19 protein-coding genes and 1 tRNA gene are annotated in these 19616 nt (G+C 70.2%); 8 read left to right on the top strand and 12 right to left on the bottom strand.

The annotated features are described in order from the left end of the window. Nucleotides 1-126 precede the first annotated feature (126 nt). From ACHFGS_RS13000 to galU, 4 genes are all read right to left on the bottom strand, one after another. Nucleotides 127-202: transfer RNA gene (locus ACHFGS_RS13000), tRNA-Ala, on the bottom strand. A gap of 51 nt (nucleotides 203-253) precedes the next feature. Beyond that, nucleotides 254-1249 (bottom strand): large exoprotein, encoded by a 996-nt coding sequence (locus ACHFGS_RS12995; protein ID WP_394289534.1) that lies wholly within the window; start codon nucleotides 1247-1249, stop codon nucleotides 254-256. Between the two features lie 83 nt (nucleotides 1250-1332). After that, the gene (locus tag ACHFGS_RS12990) at nucleotides 1333-1962 is read right to left on the bottom strand and encodes a GNAT family N-acetyltransferase (protein WP_394279347.1); all 630 of its coding nucleotides are present in this window, start codon (nucleotides 1960-1962) and stop codon (nucleotides 1333-1335) included. A gap of 21 nt (nucleotides 1963-1983) precedes the next feature. Next, nucleotides 1984-2859: a UTP--glucose-1-phosphate uridylyltransferase GalU gene (gene galU / locus ACHFGS_RS12985; RefSeq protein WP_394279348.1), complete on the bottom strand. Its 876-nt coding sequence runs from the start codon at nucleotides 2857-2859 to the stop codon at nucleotides 1984-1986. 56 nt (nucleotides 2860-2915) lie between these two features. Between galU and ACHFGS_RS12980 the strand changes: the two genes are divergently transcribed. The 3 genes from ACHFGS_RS12980 to mscL are packed head-to-tail and all read left to right on the top strand — an operon-like array spanning nucleotide 2916 to nucleotide 4264. Continuing rightward, nucleotides 2916-3506 carry a 5-formyltetrahydrofolate cyclo-ligase gene (locus ACHFGS_RS12980; protein ID WP_394279349.1) on the top strand — a complete coding sequence of 197 codons (591 nt, stop codon included), beginning with the start codon at nucleotides 2916-2918 and terminating at the stop codon, nucleotides 3504-3506. A 13-nt stretch (nucleotides 3507-3519) separates the two neighbouring features. Beyond that, nucleotides 3520-3774 (top strand): FmdB family zinc ribbon protein, encoded by a 255-nt coding sequence (locus ACHFGS_RS12975; RefSeq protein ID WP_394279350.1) that lies wholly within the window; start codon nucleotides 3520-3522, stop codon nucleotides 3772-3774. A gap of 34 nt (nucleotides 3775-3808) precedes the next feature. Beyond that, nucleotides 3809-4264 (top strand): large conductance mechanosensitive channel protein MscL, encoded by a 456-nt coding sequence (mscL, locus tag ACHFGS_RS12970; protein WP_394279351.1) that lies wholly within the window; start codon nucleotides 3809-3811, stop codon nucleotides 4262-4264. 179 nt (nucleotides 4265-4443) lie between these two features. Here mscL and ACHFGS_RS12965 read toward each other — a convergent pair whose 3' ends face one another. Beyond that, nucleotides 4444-8112, bottom strand: a complete 3669-nt coding sequence (locus tag ACHFGS_RS12965; RefSeq protein ID WP_394289535.1) for an AAA family ATPase — start codon at nucleotides 8110-8112, stop codon at nucleotides 4444-4446. A 211-nt stretch (nucleotides 8113-8323) separates the two neighbouring features. On the opposite strand from ACHFGS_RS12965, the gene ACHFGS_RS12960 reads away from it, so the two are divergent. Then, entirely contained in the window at nucleotides 8324-8851 is a 528-nt protein-coding gene (locus tag ACHFGS_RS12960) for a methylated-DNA--[protein]-cysteine S-methyltransferase (RefSeq protein WP_394279353.1), read from the top strand. 32 nt (nucleotides 8852-8883) lie between these two features. Here the strand turns inward: ACHFGS_RS12960 and ACHFGS_RS12955 are convergent, their stop codons facing one another. Next, on the bottom strand, nucleotides 8884-10494 hold the full coding sequence (locus ACHFGS_RS12955) for a cation acetate symporter (RefSeq protein ID WP_394279354.1): 1611 nt from the start codon (nucleotides 10492-10494) through the stop codon (nucleotides 8884-8886). Beyond that, complete coding sequence (locus ACHFGS_RS12950) at nucleotides 10491-10838, bottom strand: DUF485 domain-containing protein (protein WP_394279355.1); 348 nt, start codon at nucleotides 10836-10838, stop codon at nucleotides 10491-10493. Before ACHFGS_RS12950 ends, ACHFGS_RS12955 begins: the two co-directional genes overlap by 4 nt. Before the next feature lie 132 nt (nucleotides 10839-10970). On the opposite strand from ACHFGS_RS12950, the gene ACHFGS_RS12945 reads away from it, so the two are divergent. Beyond that, on the top strand, nucleotides 10971-11810 hold the full coding sequence (locus ACHFGS_RS12945) for a response regulator transcription factor (protein ID WP_394279356.1): 840 nt from the start codon (nucleotides 10971-10973) through the stop codon (nucleotides 11808-11810). A 27-nt stretch (nucleotides 11811-11837) separates the two neighbouring features. Beyond that, complete coding sequence (locus ACHFGS_RS12940; RefSeq protein WP_394279357.1) at nucleotides 11838-12197, top strand: Lsr2 family protein; 360 nt, start codon at nucleotides 11838-11840, stop codon at nucleotides 12195-12197. A 5-nt stretch (nucleotides 12198-12202) separates the two neighbouring features. Here the strand turns inward: ACHFGS_RS12940 and ACHFGS_RS12935 are convergent, their stop codons facing one another. After that, a complete protein-coding gene (locus tag ACHFGS_RS12935; protein WP_394279358.1) occupies nucleotides 12203-12937 on the bottom strand; it encodes a LysE/ArgO family amino acid transporter in 735 nt (244 codons plus the stop codon). A gap of 43 nt (nucleotides 12938-12980) precedes the next feature. Between ACHFGS_RS12935 and ACHFGS_RS12930 the strand changes: the two genes are divergently transcribed. Next, nucleotides 12981-13862, top strand: coding sequence for a LysR family transcriptional regulator ArgP (locus ACHFGS_RS12930; protein ID WP_394279359.1), 882 nt, complete (start codon nucleotides 12981-12983; stop codon nucleotides 13860-13862). Between the two features lie 117 nt (nucleotides 13863-13979). On the opposite strand, the gene ACHFGS_RS12925 is transcribed toward ACHFGS_RS12930, so the two are convergent. Then, entirely contained in the window at nucleotides 13980-14741 is a 762-nt protein-coding gene (locus tag ACHFGS_RS12925; protein WP_394279360.1) for a hypothetical protein, read from the bottom strand. 13 nt (nucleotides 14742-14754) lie between these two features. Then, a complete protein-coding gene (locus ACHFGS_RS12920) occupies nucleotides 14755-16392 on the bottom strand; it encodes a ParA family protein (RefSeq protein WP_394279361.1) in 1638 nt (545 codons plus the stop codon). A gap of 146 nt (nucleotides 16393-16538) precedes the next feature. Here ACHFGS_RS12920 and ACHFGS_RS12915 point away from each other — a divergent pair, with 146 nt between their 5' ends. Next, on the top strand, nucleotides 16539-17894 hold the full coding sequence (locus ACHFGS_RS12915) for a hypothetical protein (protein ID WP_394279362.1): 1356 nt from the start codon (nucleotides 16539-16541) through the stop codon (nucleotides 17892-17894). A gap of 404 nt (nucleotides 17895-18298) precedes the next feature. On the opposite strand, the gene ACHFGS_RS12910 is transcribed toward ACHFGS_RS12915, so the two are convergent. Next, nucleotides 18299-18847: a hypothetical protein gene (locus ACHFGS_RS12910; RefSeq protein WP_394279363.1), complete on the bottom strand. Its 549-nt coding sequence runs from the start codon at nucleotides 18845-18847 to the stop codon at nucleotides 18299-18301. Next, the gene (locus ACHFGS_RS12905; protein ID WP_394279364.1) at nucleotides 18844-19548 is read right to left on the bottom strand and encodes a hypothetical protein; all 705 of its coding nucleotides are present in this window, start codon (nucleotides 19546-19548) and stop codon (nucleotides 18844-18846) included. Before ACHFGS_RS12905 ends, ACHFGS_RS12910 begins: the two co-directional genes overlap by 4 nt. Between the last annotated feature and the right edge of the window lie 68 nt (nucleotides 19549-19616).

Below are 19616 nucleotides of genomic sequence, written 5' to 3'. Positions count from 1 at the left end.
CCCTCTCATTCATACTGCATCGACGGGAATATTCCCAGTATTGATCGCCGCGGAATGAGCGCGTGCCGGCGCCCGTCACTGAGCCCCGAAACGACGAAAGACCCCCGCGAGCGGGGGTCTTTTCGATGGTGGACCTGAGGGGATTCGAACCCCTGACCTCTTCATTGCGAACGAAGCGCGCTACCAACTGCGCCACAGGCCCAAGAGCCTCAACATTACCACGGGCGGGTCGTGCCGCTGAACGCGAGGCGCCTCATTCACCGACGGCGCGGCGCTCCAGCAGGCGTCGCACGTGGGCCTCGATGTCGGCGTCAGTGGCGGGTCCGGAGAACGCGGCTTCGGCGGCACGGGTGCGCCGTGCCGTGTCGATGGAGGGCGGTGCCGCCTGGGCGACGCGCTGACGCATGGCTTCTTCGACACCCGCCTGACGCAGCGCCTCCTGGGCGGCGGCGCCGTCGAGGACGGCGGCGGCGCGGGAGCCCGCAGACGCGGTGAGCGGCTGCGGGAGGCGGCGCGGCGTCCAGCCGGCCGAGTCCGCCTCGAGGGCGACGTCCTGCACGTCCCCCGCCGCACGGACGAGCGGCGCGGCCACGGTGCGCACGACGGCACGACGGGCGACGACGTTCATCCGGTGCAGGATTCCGAGGCTCGCGATGACCGTGACGGATGCCGCGACGAACATTCCCCAACCACCCGTCGTGGCGGCGACGAACCCGCCCCACCCGGCAGTGAGCGCGGCGGCCACGGCGATGATCGTCGCGCTCAGGCGGACGCGGCGCCGTGCTCGAGCTCGGCGGACCTCCGGAGCGGCCTTGGCAGCCGCCGCTTCCGCGAGAACGCGTTCACGGGCGAGGAGCGCCTCAGCGCGGGCGACCTTCGCTGCTGCAGCGGCCTCGGCTTCGCTCTGCCGACGCTCGGAGCGGGCGAGTTCGCGCTCGAGCGCCGCCTTCGCTTTTGCGGCGGCGAGTTCGGCGCGAGCGGACTCCAGGCCGACGCTCTCGTGCTCGGCCTGCACGCGGCGTGCGAGGCGCTGCTGTGCGAGCGCGGTGCGCGCGTTGAGTTCGAGGCGCACTTCTTCGGGGGCCTCATTGGTCTCGGCAAGCACGCGCAGTGCCCGGTTGAGGCGGAGCGCGTTGCGCTCAGCAGCCTCAAACTGGTGGCGTTCGTGCCACGAGGGCAGAAGATAGACGAGCCACAGCAGCGCCGCGACCAGCACGATGACACCGCCGCCGAACACCTGCTCACCCATGACGCCAACGGTACGGTTTCCGGGCCGCCGCGGTCTGGCATCCGACCCGCGTGTCTGAGGTTCTTGTTGAACTCGAAGGTTCCTCAGCCCGGCGACCGGTCTCGCGGCGGGATCGTGGCGGCATCCGCGGGCGCGCGACCGGCCACCCATCGGTTCAGGACACCCTCCGGCACGTCCTCGCGAACGAGTGCGAAAGCGTAGTGATCGCGCCAGTCGCCGTCGATGTGGATGTACCGGCGGCGGAGCCCCTCGTACCGGAAGCCGAGCTTCTCCACGACCCGGAGGCTCTTCTCGTTCTCCGGCCGGATGCAGATCTCCATCCGGTGGATCCGCATGTCCTCGAAGCAGAGATCGGTCGCCATCGCGACCGACGTCGGTGTGATCGCGCGCCCCGCAAAGCGCTCCCCCACCCAGTAGCCGATCGTCGCCGACGCGAGCGATCCACGTGCGATCCCCCAGACGTTCAGCTGGCCCGCGACCTCTCCGTCGTACTCCATGACCAGCGGGATACCGCTGCCGTCACGGTACTGCTGCAGCAAGCGCCGGACGCCGGCCCGCATGTCGAGAGACACCGGCCCGTCGGGGCTCGTCGCCTCCCAGCGTTGCAGCCACGACCGGTTCTGCATCAGTTCGGTCTGCAGCGGTTTCGCGTCCCGCGCGCGCACCAACCGGATCGACACCGGCCCGTGTGCGCGCAGGACACCACTGTCCATCGTCGTGTCTTTCGTCCGACCTCAGAGGCCGGCGGCGAAGTCCTTGATCCAGGGGCGGAGTTCCGCACCGAGATCCTCACGGTCCACGGCGAGCTGAACGATGGCCTTGATGTAGTCGGCACGGTCACCGGTGTCGTACCGGCGACCGCGGAACACGACGCCCAGGACGCCGTCGGTCGACGCGAGCTCCTCGAGCGCGTCGGTGAGCTGGATCTCCCCGCCCTTGCCGGGCTCGGTGCGCTCGAGGATGTCGAACACGCCGGGCGTGAGCACATAGCGCCCGATGACGGCGTAGTTGGACGGGGCGTCCTCCTTCTTCGGCTTCTCCACGAGACCCGTGACCTTGACGACGTCGGGATCGTCGGTCGGCTCGACGGCGGCGGCGCCGTACATGTGGATCTGCTCCGGCGAGACCTCCATGAGGGCCACGACCGTCAGGCCGGTCGCCTTGTTCTGCTCGAGCATCTTTTCGAGGAGGACGTCGCGGGCGTCGATCAGGTCGTCACCGAGGAGCACGGCGAACGTGCTGTCGCCCACGTGCGAGCGGGCACGCAGCACTGCGTGGCCGAGGCCCTTGGGCTCTCCCTGACGGACGAAGTGGATGTCCGCGAGGTCGGACGAGTCGCGGACGCGCTTCAGCCGGTCCTGATCGCCCTTCTTCTCGAGGTTGGCCTCGAGCTCGGGAACCGAGTCGAAGTGATTGGAGATGTTGTTCTTGTTGCGACCCAGAATGATCAGCACGTCGTCGATCCCCGCGGCCACCGCTTCTTCCACCACGTACTGGATCGCCGGCTTGTCGACGACAGGCAGCATCTCCTTCGGCATGGCCTTCGTGGCAGGGAGGAAACGGGTCCCCAGACCCGCGGCGGGGATGACGGCTTTGATGCGCTCAGACATGTTGCACACCCTATCCAGTGAATCGGACGCTGCGGGACGCCCTTTACAATCGGCTCATGGACGGCTCGATCGACAGCGAGAAGCGCGCGCTCCGCGCGGAGCTGCGCGAGCGTCGTCAACAGCGTTCCGCCGCCGCCCTCGATGAGGCCGCTGCCGGCGTCCACACCCAACTCGACGCCCTTCTCGCCTCCCACGGCGCCACCTCCATCTCCTGCTTCCTCTCCACCCCCACCGAACCCGGCACCCGCGAGTTCATCGCGGCCGCCGTCGCCCGCGGCATCCGCGTGCTCCTGCCCATCACCAGGGCCGACGGACTGCTCGACTGGGCTGTCGCCGAGCAGGAGGGCGCGACGGCCGAGGGGATGTTCGGCATGCCCGAGCCGGTCGGCGAACTGCTGAGCCCGGATGCCGTGAACGATGTGGACCTGCTCGTGATCCCCGCCGCCGCCGTCGACCAGACCGGGATGCGGCTGGGCTGGGGACGGGGCTACTTCGACAAGACACTGGGCTCGATGGAGAAGTGCCCTCCCGTCTACGCCGTCGTCTTCGACTCCGAGTTTGTCGACGAGGTCCCCCGCGACCTGCACGATCAGCCCGTCACCGGCGTCGTCACCCCGACGCGCACCCTCACCCTCTCCCCCCGCTGAATCCCGAGGTCCCATGCCCACCTACGCCTATGCCTGCACGCAGTGCGGTCACCGTTTCGACGCCGTCCAGTCCTTCTCGGACGCCTCTCTGACCGAGTGCCCGGAATGCTCCGGAGCGCTCCGCAAGCAGTACGGATCGATCGGGGTGACATTCAACGGCGGCGGGTTCTATCGCACCGACTCCCGCGCGCCCGGTAGCGAGTCGGCACCGGCTGGGTCATCATCGAAGTCCGAGGCGTCCGCCTCTCCCGCAGTAGCGGGTTCATAGTCCGGCACAACGCCGGCTTCGGGAAGGACCAGCCATGCTCCAGGGCTTCAAAGACTTCATCATGCGCGGCAACGTCATCGACCTCGCGGTTGCCGTCGTCATCGGCGGCGCATTCACCGCTGTGGTGACGGCGATCGTGAAGAGCATCATCAACCCGATCGTGGGCCTCTTCTGGCTGCCGGGTGAGGACGGCGAGACCGGCCCTGCCCTGATCGGCATCCACGGCGAAGAAGTCGTCTTCCCGCTGGGCAACCTGCTCACGGCGATCATCAGCTTCTTCGCGGTCGCTATCGTCGTCTACTTCGTGTTCGTCCTGCCGATGAACCGGTGGAAGGCGCGCCAGGCCGCCAAGGCCGGGGTCGTCGAAGAGCCGGAGGCGAAGCTCCCCACCGAGGCGGAGCTGCTCGTCCAGATCCGCGACCTGCTCGAGGAGCAGCGCGGCACGTCCGTCAAGACCCCGCCGACGACCACGCCTCCCGCAGCGTACTGAGCGCTCAGTAGTGCGGCGGAACGTCGTTCCGCAGGCGCTCGTCGTTCGGCCCCGACGCCCTCGTCGACCCATCGGTCACGGGGGCGTCGTTCGTCGACATCTCGGGCGACGGGTCGGTCCCCGGCGCAGGCGTCAGGCGCGCCCGACGTGCTCCGGGCACCCGCTCTATGCGCTGACGCTCAGTCGACATCGATCGGCTGCGTCGAACCGTGCGCCGACGGCATCTCCGGCTGGATGCCGAGGATCGCGGCGACCCGCTGCGCGACCTCCGCCGGGTCGCGGTAGATCTCGAACGGGTGGACGCGGAGGTAGTGCCAGCCGAGTCGGCGCAGGATCTGCGGTCGGCGCCGCAGCGATTCGCGCAGTGTCTCGTTCCGACTCTCCGGATCGCAGTCCACGACGACGGCCTTGCCCTTGTGCTGCGCGACCAGGGGGAGCTGACCGCCGCGATAGTGCACGTCCACCGCGATCGCGAGCGCTCGCAGGTGCTGCGCGAGGGTGAGGGTGAGCGGATCGGCCAGGTCTTCGAGCCTGGCCTCGCGACCGCGAGCGGCCACACTGCCGAGGATCGACATGAGGATCGCCGCGCCGTGCTCCAGCCGGCCCTCGTCGAAGGCGGACGGCCGGATCGAGCTCACGATGACCATCGAGCGCCGGGCACGCGTCATCCCGACGGTGAGCAGTCGCTCGCCGTCGGCGGTCGACAGGTCGCCGAAGTCGCTCAGCACGCGGCCGTGCTTGGTGAGGCCGAACCCGAGGGAGAAGATGACGCGGTCGCGACTCTCGGCCACCGACTCCTCCAGGCCGAGCACGGCGAAGGGCTCGGCGGTCTCGCGACCGACGAAGTCGGCCACATCGGAGCGGCCGGCGAACGCGGCCGCCACCGCCGCGCGCACCCGCTCCGCGTGGCGCGTGGAGGCCGTCACGACCATCAGCGATTCGGCGGGACGGTTGATGGCGTGCTCGACGACGAGCGTCACGACCCGTGCGACCTCGGCGTCGGGGCTCTCGACCGCGCCGGTGTCGGGATCCGGCGCACCGGTGCCGCCTTCGACGTAGTCGACGCTGAGGCTGCCGCGCCCGAGGTACGACCCCGCCCACGGCAGCGAGCTGATGCGGCCGTCGTAGAAGGCGCCGTTGACGAGCTCGGCGAGATCCTCTCCGCCCGCCCGGTAGCTGCGGGTCAGCGTCTCGACGGGGAGAAGCTCCGACAGGCGGGAGAACAGGCTCACCTGATCGAAGGGGATCTCCGACTCGTCGCCGCTGTCGCCGCGACCCGACCAGATCCGGAAGGGCGTCGGCTTCTGCGTGACCGGGTCGCCGAAGACGACGACCTGGCGGGCGCGGCGGAGGGCGGGTGCCGCTTCCGCAAGGCACAGCGCCGCGGCATCCGCGATGATGACCACGTCGAAATCAGGGTGGTCGGGCACCCGCGGCACCTCGTAGGGCGAGGCGAGCCAGACCGGCGCCAGCACCCGCATCAGGGTGGGAGCGGATGCCACGAGCTCGTCCGCCGAGGCGGTGCCGGCTCGGAGTGCGGCCTTGAGCGCCGACGCCTCACGGGGCTCATCGACGATCGCGATCCGCCACCGTTTGGCGAGCTCTGCTGCCAGCAGCGGTCCGGAGGAGCCGGCGTGCGCCTCGTCGACGAGGCGGAAGTCGCGTTCGAGCTTGTCGAGGACCTGCGTGTTGGCGCCGAGCAGGGCGCGGTCCGAGCGCAGCATCGCCTCGAGGGCCGACCGCCACCAGGCGTACTCGAACTCGGCCGCGACGTCGGCTTCGGGCACGTGTCGCACCGACAGCTCGGTGAGCAGCGGCTCCAGCCCGAGCTGGGCGAGCTCGCTGCGCAGCGCGGCACGTTCGACGAGGTTGTCGAAGACGTCGGATGCTGCCGCGAGTCCGGCGAGCGTGCGCAGCAGATCCGGGATCGGCAGCCCCGCGAGCGGCACGGTGCGTCCGAGGGAGCGGTCGAGTTCCGCGAGGTCGGCGTTCGCGCGCTGCCACGCGGCGGCGACGTCGTCGAGCCCGAGCGGGATCTCGGGGCTCACTCCCGCTTCGACCAGACCCTGCCACTGAGTGCGCTGGGTCTGCACCTTGACGAGCGCCTCGTGCATGTCGCTGACGTGCATGCCCGGGCGCACGTACTCCTTCGACAGTCGACGCAGCCGGCGGCGGTTGGCACTGGTCATCGCGGCGGATTCGCGGCGGGTGGAGTGCGCGGCGATGAGGTCGGTCAGGGGGCGCTCGAACACCGTCAGGCTGAACTTGTCGAGCGAGGCGCGGATGCCCTGCAGCAGCTGGATGTAGGCGCCCATCTCGGTGATCGACGTGAACGGCCGCATCCGGGTCTGCCCGATGAGCTCGTAGCCGCGCTCGAGGATGCCGGGGACCTCGGTGCGGTGCAGCCGGCCGGCGAGGGCGTGGGCGGCGCGGGCCTGCTCGGTCGTCGAGAACGCGACGCCGTACCAGGGCGAATCGTCGGGTCCGAACCGGAACTCGCCGAGGCGTGCGGCGGAGGCGAGGGTCTGCGCGGCTTCCGCGCGGCGCGTGGCGAGCTTCTGGACGGTGGCGAGGTCGAACCGCGTCGTCGCCGTCGGCTGGGGATCCTTCGCCGCGATCTGCGTGAGCTGCTGCAGCGCTTCGAGCGGCGAGATCCCCACCGAGGCGTGACGCTGCGTCAACGCTGCACGGTAGTCGCGCAGCACGGTGCGCAGACGCACGAGTGCGTCGTCGATCTCGGCGACCTTGGGGGGCTCGGCCTTCTCGTTCCGGGCGATCGCCCGGATCAGGTCGCGGTGCAGCCGCGTCGGAGAGACGGCGAGACCCTGCAGGCCCACGCCTCCCAAGCGGTGGCGGATCCCATCGAGCGTCGATCGGCGTGCACTCACCACGAGCACACGCTTGCCGGTGCGGACCAGTTCACCCACCGCGTTGATGACCGTCTGGGTGCCGCCGGTGCCGGGGAGCGTGTGCACCGCGAGCGACTGCCCCTCCGAGATGCGGGCGAGCACGGCTTCCTGCTCGGCGTCCGCGTCCAGCAGCAGGCGATCGGATGCCGGCGGCCGGTCATCCGAGCTGACCGCACGCGGCTGCGGGCGCACGAACGACATCCGCTCACGGTCGGCGGGGTGCCCGGCGAGCGCGTTCAGCACCGGGTGGTCGAGCGAGACGGCATCCCGTTCCATGTCGGAGGCGACGTCGGCGAACGTCGAGACGATCAGCCGCGGAAGGACCGTGAAGGTGGGGATGTGCGCGGTGAGGGCACGGAGGTGATCGATGACCGGCTGCGGCTGGAAGACGCCGCCGTCGTAGGCGAGGGCTGCGAGCGCCGCGCCGTCGAGGTCGATGCCGAAGTGCGCCCGGGCCGCGGAGACGAGCTCGGGGTTGATGCTGAAGGAACCGTGGAGACGCAGGTCGAAGTCGTTGTGGTGCCGGCGGATGGCGAGCGGGCGCAGGAGGACGGGCGCGTTGCAGACGACGCCGCCCAGCCGCCAGGCAGCCATCCCGATCGCGAGGTGCACCGTGTCGAGGCCGCGCGCGGTGCGGAGTTCGACGTCCTTCGAGGTGATGCGCTCGGCGGCCAGCCGCGCGGTCCGCAGCGCCACCTCGTCGCGGAACATGTTCGACAGCAGCGTCGGACGTCCGGTGATGAACTGCGGCAGGCTGCCGGGGTGGGCTTTGGTGATGTCGATCCCGGCGTCGCCGTCGTCGAGATAGTGGAGCAGGGTGGAAGGACCGCCCAATTGGGCGGCTTCCTCGCGCAGGCGACGCTGCTCGGGGGCCGCGGCGTGCATCACGACGATGTCCGGCTCGGACATCTGCACGTCCGCCGGGGTCACCTCGGGCATGGACGCGGCGCTGTCGCCGCGCACCGCACCACCTTCTGCTCGCCACACACGAGAAACCCTATGCGCGGGCACGCCGGATGACGGGAGCGCCCACCGAGTTTCGCGCGATCTGGTACACGCGCCTTCTCCCCAGGCTCCCCCGTCTGCAGGTTCTCCCCCGACGCCGACCACTCCCCCTGCTCGGTCCGGCGGCGCCCATCATGATGATGCCATGACCTCCGCAGCCTACGCCGTGCACCCGACGCCGCTCGGCGACGTCCTCCTCGTCACCACCGATGCGGGCCTCGCGGCGCTCGAGGTGCTGATCGGCCCGGTCTTCGCGGAGGTCGCGAGGTTCGGGATGCTGCTGCGCACCGTGCTCGTGGAGGACGCGGCATCCGGCGCCGACGTCGCCCGTCAGCTCGATGAGTACTTCGCGGGCGAACGCCGCCAATTCGATGTCACCCTCGACGGCCGGCTCGCATCGGAGTTCACCAGGCGGGTGATGTCGGCCGTCTCCGACATCCCCTACGGCCAGACCGCGGGGTACGCGGAGGTCGCGATCGCGGCCGGTGTGCCGGGAGCCAACCGGGCCGTCGGCTCCGCATGCGGGCGGACGCCCTGGTCGATCGTCGTCCCGGCGCACCGGGTCGTGCGCAGCGACGGTTCGCTCGGGGAGTACGGCGGCCGACCCGAGCACAAGCGGCTGCTCCTCGAGTTGGAGCGCGGCCACATGACGGAGGCGGGACCGGGCGTGTAGGCCGTCCGGTCCCGCCTCGATGTGTCACTGCGTCAGTGTTCGGTGGCCTTCTCGGCGCCGTAACCGGTGAGCGAGCGGACCTCCATCTCGGCGGCCTTGCGCGGGTCCTCCGCCTTGCGGGAGGTGACCGAGCCGAGCCAGCCGAGCAGGAAGCCCACCGGGATCGACACGATTCCCGGGTTGTTGAGCGGCCAGATCGCGACTCCGACGTTCTTGAACACGCTCGTCTCCGTGCCCCAGAACACCGGCGACAGGACGATGAGGATGATGGCGGTGGCCAGGCCCCCGTACATGCTCCACACTGCGCCGCGCGTGGTGAACTTCCGCCAGAACAGCGAGAACAGGATCGTCGGAAGGTTGGCGGATGCCGCGACGGCGAAGGCCAGTGCGACGAGGAACGCCACGTTCTGCCCCTGGACGCCGATGCCGCCGAGGATCGCGAACACACCGATGACGATGACCGTGCGACGGGCCACCTTGACCTCGCCGTCGGGCGGGACGTTCCCCTTCTTGACGACGTTGGCGTAGATGTCGTGGGCGAAGGATGCCGCCGCGGTGATCGTGAGACCGGCGACGACCGCGAGGATCGTCGCGAACGCGACCGCCGAGATGAATCCGAGCAGGACCGGCCCGCCGAGGGCCGCCGCCAGCAGCGGCGCCGCGGAGTTCACGCCGCCCGGTGCGGCCTTGATCGTCTCCGCACCGACGATCGCGCCGGCGCCGTAGCCGAGCACGAGCGTCAGGATGTAGAAGAGACCGATCAGCCAGATCGCCCAGACCACCGAACGACGCGCCTCCTTGGCGGTCGGCACGGTGTAGAAGCGCATCAGCACGTGCGGCAGACCCGCCGTGCCGAGCACGAGGGCGATGGCGAGGGAGATGAAGTCCCACGGGTTCGCGCCGTACTGCAGGCCGGGGCCGAGGATCGCGTCGTTGCCCACCGTCTCGACGGCTGCGCCGAGCAGCTTGTCGAGGCTGAAGCCGTTCATCGCGAGCACCCAGATCGTCATGACCACGGCACCGCCGATGAGGAGGAACGCCTTCACGATCTGGACCCAGGTGGTGCCCTTCATGCCGCCGATGAGGACGTAGACGATCATCAGGACGCCGACCACGGCGATGACGACGGACTGTCCGATCTGCTCCTGGATTCCCAGCAGCAGCGAGACGAGACCGCCGGCGCCCGCCATCTGCGCGAGCAGGTAGAAGAAGCAGACGGCGAGGGTGGTGATGGCGGCCGCGAGGCGCACGGGACGCTGGCTGAGGCGGAACGAGAGCACATCGGCCATCGTGAACTTGCCGGTGTTGCGCATGAGCTCAGCGACCAGCAGCAGGGCGACGAGCCAAGCCACCAGGAAGCCGATCGAGTAGAGGAATCCGTCGTAGCCGTTGATCGCGATGGCGCCGCAGATGCCGAGGAAGGATGCCGCGGAAAGGTAGTCGCCGGCGATCGCGAAGCCGTTCTGGGGCCCCGTGAAGGAGCGACCGGCGGCGTAGTAGTCGGCGGCGGTCTTGTTGTTCCGGCTGGCCCGGATGACGATGAACAGGGTCACCGCCACGAAGGCGCCGAAGATCGAGATGTTCAGGATGGGGTTGTTGTCGGCGTTCGCCGTGGGGGCCGCCGCCAGGAGGATCGTCTTCATCGGGTCTCCTGCTTCTCGAGGTCGGTGCGGATCTCGGAGGAGATGGGATCGAGGCTGCGGTTCGCGAAGGCGACGTACCCCATCGTGATCGCGAACGTCGTGACGAACTGGCCGAGACCCATGAGGAGACCGACCGTGATGTTGCCGAAGACCGGCTGCGCCATGAAGTCGACGGCGAACGACGACAGCAGGACGTAGACGAAGTACCAGACGAGGAAGAGAACGGCGAGCGGGAAGACCACACTGCGGTGCTTCTTCTTCAGCTCGACGAATCGCGGGGACTCCTCCACCGCGACGTAATCGATGGCGCCGCCTCCGGCGCCATCGGGGGGTGACTGCGACATGTGGCCTCCTTGCCTCATGGGGTGAGCGACGGTGCTCTCACGGCTGTCTCACAGGATCGGCCGCGTGGTAGGTTCGACCGTACGAAGGCGGCGAAGGGGCCGTCACCCCCGGAAGTAGGTAAAGGTTTGCCGGTGGACAGCGAAGCCGACACGCAGCTCATCTCTCGCGCTGTGGTCGACCTCGCGCGGCACACCCGCTTCCCCGTCGTCTTCGCCGGTCTCGAGCGCGACGGCGCCGTTCAGATCACCGCCATCTCCGGTACGCGCACGCACAGCATCGACGGTCTCGTCGTCCACACCGGACGAGGGCTCGGCGGCGCTGCAATGGTCGAGAAGCGGCCGCGATTGGCGCTGGAGTACCGCACCGCGCGGACGATCACGCACGACTACGACCGCGCCATCCTCGGAGAGGGCATCTCGACCCTCCTGGCGGTCCCGATCGTCGTCACCGGCCGCCCTCGCGGCATCGTCTACTGCGGTTCGTGGACGCCCGGCCCGGTCGGCGACCTCGTCTCGCGCCCCGCCTTCCGCGCCGCGGACTTCATCGCGACCGAGCTGCGGGTGCGCGAAGAAGTCAACCGCCGCGTCTCTGCCCTCACCCCCTCGGAGAACGCTCTGCCCGCCACGGCGCAGGAGGACCTCCGCGAGAGCTACGCCGAACTCCGCAGCATCGCCGCGTCCGTCGCGGACAGCGAACTGCGCGCCCGCATCGCCGCCGTCGAACGCCGCCTGGCCGCCATCTCCCGCGAAGCGGTGGGGCCCTCGATCACCCTCGACGTCACCCTCTCGCCGCGCGAGCTCGACGTGCTCGCCTGCTGCGCGCTCGGCGCCACGAACGCGGAGATCGCGGCATCCCTCTCCCTGAAGGAGGGCACGGTGAAGTCCTACCTGCAGGCGGCGATGGCCAAGCTCGACGCATCGACCCGTCACGCCGCGGTCGCCAAGGCGCGCCGAGCCGGTCTTCTCCCGTAACCGGCGGTGCCCCACTAGGCTCTGGCCATGGCTCGCAAAATCGTTCATCAGCTCGTCGACGACCTCGATGGCACCGTCCTCGAGATCGGCGAGGGAGAGACGGTCCTCTTCTCGCTCGACGGCACCGCTTACGAGATCGACTTGACCACGGACAACGCCGCAGCGCTGCGCGATGCCATGAGTCCCTACATCGACGCCGCACGCACGGTGTCATCGCGCACGGCCGCGCCTCGCGGGGCCGGCAACGGCGCCGGTCGCAAGCAGAAGCGATCCGGGCAGCGCGACTACGCCCCGATCCGCGAGTGGGCTGCGAAGAACGGCTACACCGTATCCGAGCGCGGTCGCGTTCCGGCTGCGGTGCTCGAGGCGTACGACGCCGCGCACTGACCCGGTCAGCCGACGACGAGGCTGACGGCGATGATCACCATGATGACGGCGATGCCGCCATCGAGGATGCGCCACGCGCGCTCGGTGCGCAGCAGCGGCGCGAGATAGCGCGCGCCGTACCCGAAGACGACGAACCAGAGGGTGCTCGCGGCCACGCCGCCGAGAAGGAACCACCACCGAGCATCGCCGTGCGTGGCCGCCACCGACCCCAGGACGACCGTGGTCTCCACGAGCGCGTGCGGGTTCAGCCAGGTGACCGCGAGGATCGTCAGCAGCACCTTCGCTCGTCCCGTTCGGACCTTCGCCGACGGCCGCGCCTGGGTCAGCACTCCACCCGTCTGCGCCCCGCCGACGGCGACGGTCGTCTCGTCCTGGCCGTCATCGGTGGCTGCTTCCAGACTGCCCCCGCCTCGCCACGCGCGCCGGGCACTGACCACCGCGAACCCGAAGATGAACGCCGCCCCCGCCCACCGGGCGAGCGTCTCCAGCCACGGCTGGGACGTCACCAGCGTCGCGAAGCCCGCGACCCCGATCGTCTGCAGGACCGCATCGCTGATGACGCAGACGAGCACGACGGTCCCGACGTGCTCGCGGCGCAGTCCCTGCCGGAGCACCACGGCGTTCTGCGCGCCGATCGAGACGATCAAGCCGAGGCAGAGAGCGAGCCCGGAGATGAGGGCGACGACGTCGGAATTCACAGCGTTCACGGTACGGGGATCGGGTGATACAGTCCAACGCATGATTCTTCATGATGTGAAGAGTTCCTTACGTTAGTGTCAGGCCATGGATCTCCCTCTCGAGCAGCTCCGCACCCTGGTGGCCGTGGTGGACGCGGGGACCCTCGACCAGGCGGCACGTGTGCTGGGCGTCACTCCGAGCGCGGTGAGTCAGCGCATCCGGGCTATCGAGCAGCGTGTCGGCCGCGTCGTGCTGCAGCGGACGAAGCCGGTGACACCGACCGATGCCGGCGAACCGCTGATCCGACTGGCGCGTCAGCTCGCCCTTCTCGAGCACGACACCCGCGCCGCACTGGGTGATGAGGTCGGCGCACCGCACGTGCCCCTCGCCGTCAATGCGGATTCGCTCATCACGTGGTTCCTCCCGGCGCTCACCCGCGTGACGGCGGTCCACGACGTCACATTCGAACTCCATCGCGAAGATCAGGAGCGCACCGCGCAGCTGCTGAGTGCGGGCACCGTGATGGGAGCGGTGACCTCTCAGCGGGAGCCGGTGAGCGGATGCCTCTCCTCACCGCTCGGGCGCATGCGCTACACCGCGGTGGCAGCGCGGCCGTTCGCAGAACGATGGTTTCCCGACGGCCTCAGCGCCGAGTCCCTGGAACGGGCGCCGCGGGTCGACTTCGACCGCAACGACACCCTGCAGAACTCTTTTGCGCGGCGCCACGGCGCTCGTCGCCCCGCCCCGCACCACGTCATCAGCGCATCGGCGGAGTTCGCACAGGCGATCATCCACGGCCTCGGCTGGGGCATGCTGCTTCCCGGTCAATACGAGGACGCGGTGGCGGACGGCGCACTGGTCGTCCTCGCGGACGACACCGTTGAGGTGCCGCTGTACTGGCAGCGCTGGAACCTGTCCTCGCCCCTCCTGGACACGGTCACCGATGCGGTGCGGACCGCTGCCCACACCTCGGCGGCGGTGACGTGAACGTCCAGCGCTGGCCCAGGGGCGCAGCGCCGTCAATCCCCACCCCCGCATCCGCCGCGCGGAGGAGAGTGTGTGCGGGAGGTGCGCGGCGGTCGCCACGCTCGATCAGAGCCGCAGCTAGGCGCGCGACACCTCGTCGCGGGCCGCTTCGACGTCCGCCCGGGCACGCTCGAGTTCCGCCTCGAGTTCCGTGACACGCTCCTCGGCGCGTGCCAGCCGCTCCCGAGCCCGCTCCCGGCGTTCGGCGGCCCGGGCACGCTCGCGGGCGGCCTCCTCCGCGCGAGCCCGCGCTTCTCGCTCCCGACGTGCGGCCTCTCTCGCGGCGCGCCGCGCGGCGAGGGCGTCGGTGGCGGGCGGCGCGGCATCCGTCTCGAACGGTCCCGACACGGCGGCGGTCAGATCAGGCCGCTCCATCCCGGTGGCCTCGATGGGGCGAAGCAGCCGTGCCGTCGCGACGGCTGCCGCGGCGTCAGGATCACGGAGCGCGGCATCGAGCGTGCGCTCGACGGCGTCCCGCACAGCCCCACCCACCGTCACCCCGTCCGATGCCACGGCGGCGAGCGCGGCATCGGTCAACGCCCGCACCGTGCGGCGCCGCTCGGCGTTCAGTGCCGCGAGCGCCCCGCCGTCACCGGCGTCGATCGCGTCTCGGAGATCCTCGATGAGCCGCGCGGCGTCGGTGAGTTCCGGAGCGCCGGCCCGGACGAAGACGTTCACGATCCAGGCCGCCGTGACGGGCTTGCGGAGCTTCCGCACCGCTGCGGCGAGGGATCGATCGTCCGTACCCGAGGCCGCCGCCGCGCGGCGCGCCATGAACTCGTCGGGCGGCGCGACGCAGAGTTCCGCGGCGATGCGGGTCAGCTCGTCGTCGGCGCTCATCGCCCGGAGCGGCTCAGAGCCCCTCGGCGACCGCCGCGGCCGCCTGCATCCAGGCGTCGCGGGTCTTCGGCTGAAGCGAGTCGTACCGGATGGGGCCGGCCTTCAGTGAATGGTCGAACGGGATGACCTGGACGGCCCGCACGTGACCGGCGAAGCCCGCGGCGATCTGCTGGACGGCGGCCGCACTGGATCGCTCCGACTGTCCGACGATCACGACGGCCCCTTCTGCCAGGCGCGCCGAGTGCTCATCGCGCTTGCGCAGCGCATCGAGCAGCAGTGCGGCAGACTCCGCCGACTCAGGCGCGGCAAGAGTCGGGACCACGAGCTGGTGGGCGCTGTCGATCATCCGCAGCCACCGGTCGGCGGATTCGTCGTTGCCGGAGTCGAAGATGACCATGCGGTAGTACCGTGCGGCGACCTGCGCGAGGAGGTCGAAATCAGCCGTCGTGATCCGCTGGTCGGCCGCGAGGAGCTCCGGATTGGACCGCAGGACGTCATACCGGTCGATCGACTGGTGGTGGACGTACCGCGAGATGTCGGAGACGGAGGCGGTCGCCTCCAGCAGCTGTCGCGCCTGCGGCAGCAGGTCGCGGATCGTGGTGTCGTAATCGCCCTGCTCGGTGCGCCACCCGAGGGTGCCGCGGGTGTCGTTGTTGTCCCAGGCGAGGACGTTGCCGCCGCCGTGGCGTGCGAACACGGCGGACAGCACCGCCGTGGTCATCGTCTTGCCGACGCCGCCCTTGCCGTTCGCCACGGCGATCGCGCGGCATCCGGCCCATTGACGGGAGACGGCCTTCTCGCGTGCCGCACGGTCGACCTCGGCGCGGGAGGGGCCGATCGGGAGCCCGAGGTTCGCGAGCACGGCGCGCCAACCGGTCACGGTCGCCGGGTGCTCCGGAGCGGGCTCGATGAAGCGGGGCCGCACGGAGACGGGCTCGGACACCGTCGTCGACGACGTCACCGGCACCTCCGGGAGGGAGTCGCCGATGCCCGAAGCCATCGGAGAGGCCGCGACGGGCGCGATGGGTGCGGGCGGCACCTCCCGGTCATCGGCGGTGAGATCGGCGTCAGCATCGAGCGAGGCACGGGCGACGCCGACAGGACCGTCGGAGGGGATTTCGGTCACGAGTGGAGCGTCCTGTTCTGGTGCCGCATCTGCGGGAGCTTCTTCTTCCGCGGCTTCTTCCACGGGTTCATCCGCGGCTTCTTTCGCCGCGGCCGCCGGAGCCGGGAGGAAGAACTCCGGCATCGTCGGGACGGCCGCGGTCCGGGTCACCGAGATCCGCGCGGTGAAGGTGTCCTCTTCGAGATCGTCGTCGTCACCCGGGTCGGATGCCGGTGGGAGGTCAGTCGTCCACCACGCGCGCTGACGCCGCTCGGCGCGCGTGGCCGACACGTCGTCGCCCACGGCGATGAGCTCGCCGTCCGGGCCCACGAGCAGCTCATGCTCGCCGCGATCGCCGGTCGTGTGCAGTTCGAGGGTGAGACCCGCAGCAGCCGCGTCGCTGCGGACGCGCTGGAGGATCTGCGCGCGAAGAGCGTCGCCATCGGCGGCGGTGAGGGTGTGCTCGGTGTTGTCGGCGGAGGTGAGGTGGGCGGTGTCTCCGGTGACGTGCGCGTGCACGCGGGCCGCTTCGCTGCCAGTACTCATCGGGTTCCTTTCGAGGGCGCGTCCGCTGTGCGGACGATCCCGGGACGCTCCCCCACGCTATCGCGGTGAACCGGAAAACCCTCAGGCGAGCGTCAGGAAGAGCGGGAACCCGCGCCTGATCCGCGCGCGCCCGCTACGGTGAGTGCGTGCGAACGGTGATCACGACCGCGGGGCGACTGCTCGTCGCGCACTGGCCCGCGCTGCTCGCGTGGTTCCTGGTCGGCACGATCGGCCGATACCTCGGCATCGAGGTGGCCGGGTTCGTCGGCGGGTACAGCGCTCTCGGCGGCATCCTGCTGCTGCCGCTGGCGATCCTCGCCAAGCTCGTCAGCGTCGTGGCGATGTTCCTCGTCCTCCGTGACGGGATGCCGCGCCTCGGAGTCATCGCCCCACCTCCCGCCGACGCCTCCGAACGACGGCTCGCGTTCCGCGACGCCCTGCTCTCCACGGTGCTCCCGTTCATCGCGGTGTACGCGGCGCTGGGATTCCTCCGCGAAGACGTCGCGGCCTACCTCGACACGGTCCTCCAGGTCGTGGACGCGCGCCGCGCGGCCGGGTTCATCGGCGGCGTCGAGGTGGACACCTCGGGCAGCGTCGACAGCCTCACGTGGGAACCGTGGACGATTGCCGTCGTGGCGCTGGCGTTCGCCGGTCGCTGGGCGTGGAAGCGGTGGCGGGCGCGCCTCCCCCGCTGGACTTCCCTCGCCGCGACGTACCTCGAAGGCCTCTGGGTCTTTCTCGTCGCGTACTTCATCGGTGAGGCGCTGTCGGAGATCACCTCCTGGGTGGACTCCCGGCAGGCGATCGCGTGGCTGACCGATGCCCGCGAGTGGCTCGCTTCACTCTTCGCCCCGCTCGGCTGGGCGTGGGGTGGCGTCGAATGGCTCTTGGCCGAGATCGCCTCCCTCATCGGCGTCCCGCTGGCGTGGCTCGCCATCGCCGGGGTGATCTACGGTCAAGCCGTCTCGCCGCAAGGCGTGCAGTGGCGCGGCGAACTCGCCACCCGTACCCGGGAGCGGTACGGCACAGTCCCGGAGCGCCTGCGTCGTCGACTGAACGATCTGGGTGGCAGCGTCGGGTCGCGCTTCAAGCCGGTCTGGCAGGCGATCGTCCTCATGTGGCGGAGCGGACCGATCCACATCGGCGGCTACATCCTGCTGTACTGCGTCGTGCTGCTCGGCGAGCAATGGCTCCGCATCGGCGTGCTGCGCGCGATCGGCCCGCAGGACTTCGTGGAGTTCTGGTTCCCCTTCAGCGGGCCCGCACTGTTCCTCGTGCCGCTCGTGATCGAACCGATCCGCACCGTGCTGGTGGCATCGGCCTACGACGCGACGGTTGGCGCGCTGATCGGTGCTCCGGTGGTCGCGTCAGGGCATGCCGACGTCGAGTCGGAGGAAGCGCGGCAACTGGTCGAGGACCACGAGGTCGACCTCGAAGGGACCGTCGACCCCACGCGGGAGGACGAAGGGCACCTCGATCGTGAACTCCCCGTCCGGGAATGACTCCGACGCCGGATCCGTCGGGCACAGGGTGTGGGTGCGGTAATCCGCGCCGACACTGAACGTATCGGGATCCCACTCGCGACCGGCCCCACTTCTCTCGCGGAGCACCACGACGGTGCAGTCGGTCGCGGCGCCGTGGCGATCCACCGACACGGTGACCTCCACGATCTGAGCGTCCGGCGGCAGGTCGGCGTCCGGCCCCGGGACGCCGAGGTCGGAGGACGCGGGCCCGAAGGTGATGCCGCCGAACGAGATCGTCTCGCCTTCGGCGACCTCGACCGGCAGCACCGCACTCTGCTGGCTCGCCTTCCACCACTCCCAGGCGCCCACCCCGGCGACCGCGACCGGGAGCAGCACGATGGTCACGATGAGCGGGAAGCGGTTCCGGCGCCACCACCCCCGGCTCACGAGCGCACCCGTTCCGGCCCGTGGACCTCGACCTCAGCGGACCGTTCCAGCTCTGCGAGGTCGACGGGGAACTCGATGACCGAGTCCAATCTGTTCTCGTCGACCGACGCGATGTGCACCACTCCCCGCCCCGTGGCGAGCTCCTCGGGAAGGTCGAACGCGAGGCTCCCGGCCTGCGGCAGTCCCACGTCCATGGCCAGGCCGAGCATCGACAGGGGCCGCTCGCTCGCTCGGTAGCGGACGCCGTCCACCTCGAGCCACACCGACCCCAACAGCGTCCCGTCCTCCGAGACGCGCGCTTCGGCGACGACGTCCAAGACCAGCCACGTGCCCTCCGCACGCCAGCCGCGGTCGTCGACGGCGGTGTCACCCACCCGCGGGTCGCTGACGGTGACGACGAGTTCGCGTGCGACCGTCTTCTTTCCCTCGGATGCCGCGACCGCGAACGGGCGCTCCGCCTCGGCATCTGAAGGTGTCACCTGCACCACCACCCACGCGGCGGCGAGCAGACCGACCCCGATCAGCCACACGAGCCACGGCCTCATCCGGACTCCTCCGCATCGCTGTCCGCGCCGGCACCGACGTCGGCGAGGTCGAGCGCGACCCGCGCGCCGACCGCGGGATCGGTCCACTGCTCGCCCGGGTTGATGAGCGTGCCGACGAACAGCGTGAAATCCTGGAGTTCGATCACGAGTTCGTCTCCCTCCTCGAACTCCCCGCTGTCCACCGCCCAGGTCGCCACCAGCTGCACCGGCATCTCGGGGTGCAGGTACGGCGAGGTCGTCGCGTCGTCCATGCGCGCGACGGACTCCGGCCGCTCATCGGCGCCGAGCTCGGCGATACGGACCGCGTGGGCAGGCCCGCCCGACGCAAAGGCGGCTATGGAGCGGTCCCAGCGGTTCTCCGCCGTGAAGACGACGGCCAGCACCCGCTGCCCTTCGTCGACGCTGATGCCCGCTTCGGGGAAGGTGTCGATGAGGACGGCCCGTTCGACGGTCACCGCGAGCGGACCGTTCTCGTGCGCCTCACCGGGGGCGAGGTCGGGGATGGGTGGGGCGGCCACCGCGTTCAAGCCGCCGAAGGCCGCTGTGACAGCGAGAAACGGGACGGTCAGGATGCCGGTGAGCCACCGCGTGGGCACCTTGTCGGTGATCGCGGTGACGACCCGCCGGCCCCGCCCCGTCGTGCGCGCCGCGGGCGCGGCATCCGACGTCGGCACGGGACTGTCGGGCGGCGTGAGGGTCACGGCCACATCCTAGAAGGCCGGTGCCTACGCCATCAGCGGACAGCCGCGAGATCGATGGGGCGGATGTC

This window comes from Microbacterium sp. (genome assembly GCF_043427715.1).
In the GTDB taxonomy this organism is placed as follows: Bacteria; Actinomycetota; Actinomycetes; order Actinomycetales; family Microbacteriaceae; genus Microbacterium.
This window is presented reverse-complemented; position numbering and strand designations above follow the sequence as displayed.